General features: G+C 39.6%; 5 protein-coding genes and 1 pseudogene. 4 read left to right on the forward strand and 2 right to left on the reverse strand.

The genetic code is table 11. The features are described 5' to 3' along the window. The 4 genes from ACFIL8_RS08690 to ACFIL8_RS08705 all read left to right on the forward strand — a co-directional run. Window positions 1-1209: Bgr_08870 family protein (locus ACFIL8_RS08690; protein ID WP_375689457.1), on the forward strand; the 1209-nt coding region annotated here is incomplete at its 5' end. A gap of 9 nt (window positions 1210-1218) precedes the next feature. Next, a complete protein-coding gene (locus ACFIL8_RS08695; protein WP_375689459.1) occupies window positions 1219-1470 on the forward strand; it encodes a hypothetical protein in 252 nt (83 codons plus the stop codon). Window positions 1471-1873: 403 nt separating this feature from the next. Next, entirely contained in the window at window positions 1874-2152 is a 279-nt protein-coding gene (locus ACFIL8_RS08700; protein ID WP_375689461.1) for a type II toxin-antitoxin system RelE/ParE family toxin, read from the forward strand. 10 nt (window positions 2153-2162) lie between these two features. Further along, window positions 2163-2471, forward strand: coding sequence for a HigA family addiction module antitoxin (locus ACFIL8_RS08705; RefSeq protein WP_375638182.1), 309 nt, complete (start codon window positions 2163-2165; stop codon window positions 2469-2471). Window positions 2472-2546: 75 nt separating this feature from the next. Here the strand turns inward: ACFIL8_RS08705 and ACFIL8_RS08710 are convergent. Further along, window positions 2547-2797 (reverse strand): annotated as a pseudogene (locus tag ACFIL8_RS08710) (type II toxin-antitoxin system Phd/YefM family antitoxin). A gap of 122 nt (window positions 2798-2919) precedes the next feature. Continuing rightward, window positions 2920-3147, reverse strand: a 228-nt coding sequence (locus ACFIL8_RS08715) for a hypothetical protein (protein WP_375689463.1), incomplete at its 5' end; no start/stop codon positions are given.

Consider the following 3147-nt stretch of genomic DNA (forward strand, 5'->3'; position numbering starts at 1 on the left):
GCAGATCTTGAAGCAGCCCTTAAGGGCAAGATGGCAGCGGATAAAACTTTCTCATTTGCTGATTTAAGCGATATCGAAGGCGCAAAAGATGCCGCAAATAATTATGTTCTCTATAAATCAAGCAATAATAACTTCACCTTTGGCAGTGCTGTCTCTCTATTAGGCGCACATCAACATAAAACCGAAGATATTGTGGGGCTTGATGATTTTAGAGCTAAGATCAACGAAGATCTCACAAGCTATGGACGCTTAGCCAGCCCAAATGAATGGCAGAATTATAATAAATTTACCAGCAAAGTCACTATGAGTGGTGGCTTAGAACTGTTGGGTAATTCGTCGTTTAATCTCACCCACAATAATAAAGTTGTGACAAGTCTAAGTGCAAGTGGAAGCATGCTTAAAGGTCCAGCAACTGTTGATGGTAAGGCACTTTACACAAAAGATGAGGCTACCACTGTTCTTCAAAAAATACGCAATGAGATTGCAAAACTGAAAGAAGTTACCGCGCTTAATCCCCTTGAAATCCTCATGACAGAAAGTGGTACCATTCCATTTCCTGATAGTGTTAATAGCTACACCGATATTGAAATATGGGCGTGGGGTGGCGGTGGAGGCGGCAGTAATATAAAAGGCGGTGGTGGAGGTGGCGGCGGTTGCGTACGTATTAAAATCAAAGGATACCAGCTGGGAAACTCAAAAAATGCTCAAATTGGACGTGGTGGGAAAGGCGGTAATAACGAAAGGGGAGGCATAGGTGGTCAAACAATAATTCAGGGACTTCTTACCGCAGGCGGTGGCGGAGGTGGTGGATATTATGGATACGGAACTAGTGGCAGTGAAGGAAGTGCCAATAGCAGTGGTCACGGCGGTAGCGGTGGCAGCTACTACTCTAGTAACAGTAATGTTAATGGTAGCAGTTCTACTTTCGGTGGCGGGAGTGGTGGTGGCTACGCATACTATAGAAGTAACGACGGCCCCTTTATTGTCTACAAAACAAACATTGGACATGGTGGAAGCTCTATTTATGGGGGGGCTGGTGGTGGTTGCAGTGATGGTATCGCAAAAGGGGGTTACAGTGGGAAAGGCGGCAATGGTGGTGATGGAAATGGTTTTACCAGCGGCGGTGGCGGTGGCTACTTTCCAGGAAAATCTGGTGGAGATGGCGGCAATGGTGGTGACGGAGCAATCTTGTTGAGATTTTTTATCTAGGAGTTTTTTATGAAATATGCAGTTGTTGAAAATGGTGTGGTAACAAATATTATTGTAGCCTCAGAAGACTATGTCCATGCCTTTGATGGTGAAGCTATCCCCTCAAGCGAAGCGCAGATCGGATGGACTTATAAGGATGGAGTGTTCTCTCCTCCTATTGTTGATGAAAACACAAAACAGCTCTCATCTACTGAAATGGCAGAAATAGACGCACCCGTAGAGCTCATAGAAGAACCACAAGAGAAAGATAATCAAATCTAGGCTATTAGGCTTGTATGATTTTCTTTCTTTAAAGTCCTTTTTGACTGACAGTGTCAGGCTTATGAGAGAGTGTAGATAATTGTTATGGTCTCTTCATTAATTTGGAGAGCAAAATGACAATAGAATTTAAACTTCGTATTCACTTTATTAAGAACGGCAAGGGATCTGAGTTTTTAGCAATATTTGATCAGACAGCCGTCGGTATGGTCGTAAAATCCTTGATGTTAACGTGCAAATTTATCCCCTCCATGCACCTATCCTTCTCTTTACGCATGAGGTGGAGAAAAGAAAAACAAGTCTAGACGATAAGGGTTTCTAATGGGATGTTACTGTTTTTTCCATTTTAGCACTTATAATGTAAGCTATTTGTTGACATTAACAGTATTTTACGCTATATAAAAGAATGATTAAAACGTTTAAAAGCAAAACATTGGCAGAATTATTCAAAACAGGAAATTCATCCAAGATTGATAAGAAACTTGTAAAACGTATCATGGTCCGTCTTGATCGTTTAGATATTTCTGAAAGACCAGAAGATATGAATCTTCCAGGATTCAACTTTCATTCTTTGATTGGATATTCACCCACTCGTTACACTGTCCACGTTAACGGACCATGGTGTATTATCTTTGAATTTGACTCATGTAATGCTTACCGTGTTGATCTTGAACAATATCACTAAGGATACAGTTATGAATGACATTCCTGCACAAAGAGATAAAAACCGTTGTCCTACTCATCCAGGAGAAGTTTTAGCAGAAATTATTCCTGAAACAGGCAAAACAAAATCAGAAATTGCGCAGATGCTTGGTATATCACGCCAACATCTCTACGATATTCTGAACGCAAAAAAACCTGTTTCTCCTTCTATTTCCGCTTGTCTTGGCAAAATGTTTGGTGATGGAGCTGCTATATGGTTACGTATGCAAGCTAATTATGACGCTTGGCATGCTGAACGTGAAACAAATGTTAGCAAAGTTCCAACACTTCACGCTGTTTGATCTCTTCCTCACTCTCAAGGGATAATGTTTTATGGAATACTGGATAAATAATAATATTGAACAACATCCCCTGCTTTAAACATGTTCATCACTATTCAAAATGTCATCTAAACCACGATCTAAATCATCTAATATATTTTGAGGTGCATCTGCATAAACAAAAGATTGTGCACCAGAACGCGCTTTTATTAATTCATGATATAAATCAACAGGAAGCATAATGATTTTTCACGCCCTCGCTTTGTCAAAGCTACAGGTGTAGACATAGCCTCGTCTAAAATATCGCCTGCCCCGCGGTTTACATCTGTAAAACTATATTTTTTCATATGCACATCCTATCTTTAATGTATAATACGTATTATACGTACAATATGTATTATGTAAAGATATTTTACGGTATTAACCACCTCCCCGCCTAAAAGACGAGGAGATAAATCATGTTTTTAAATTAAGCAGCTTTCTTAACAGAATTTTTCAAACTCGGCTCGTAAGCTTTCAACAAAGGCTCCATAATAGAAGGAGGTTTTAAAGATCCAAAATTTGTAATCATTGCCAGAACTCTGAGTGCATTTGGTGATTCATCTTGAAGTTTTAAAATCAAAGCTTTTTCTATGACACTCATAGTATCAACCAGAGCTGTACAATCTTTATCATTCATATTTTCATGTCTAGAAAA

It is taken from the genome of Bartonella sp. AP57NXGY (assembly GCF_042195805.1).
GTDB lineage: Bacteria > Pseudomonadota > Alphaproteobacteria > Rhizobiales > Rhizobiaceae > Bartonella.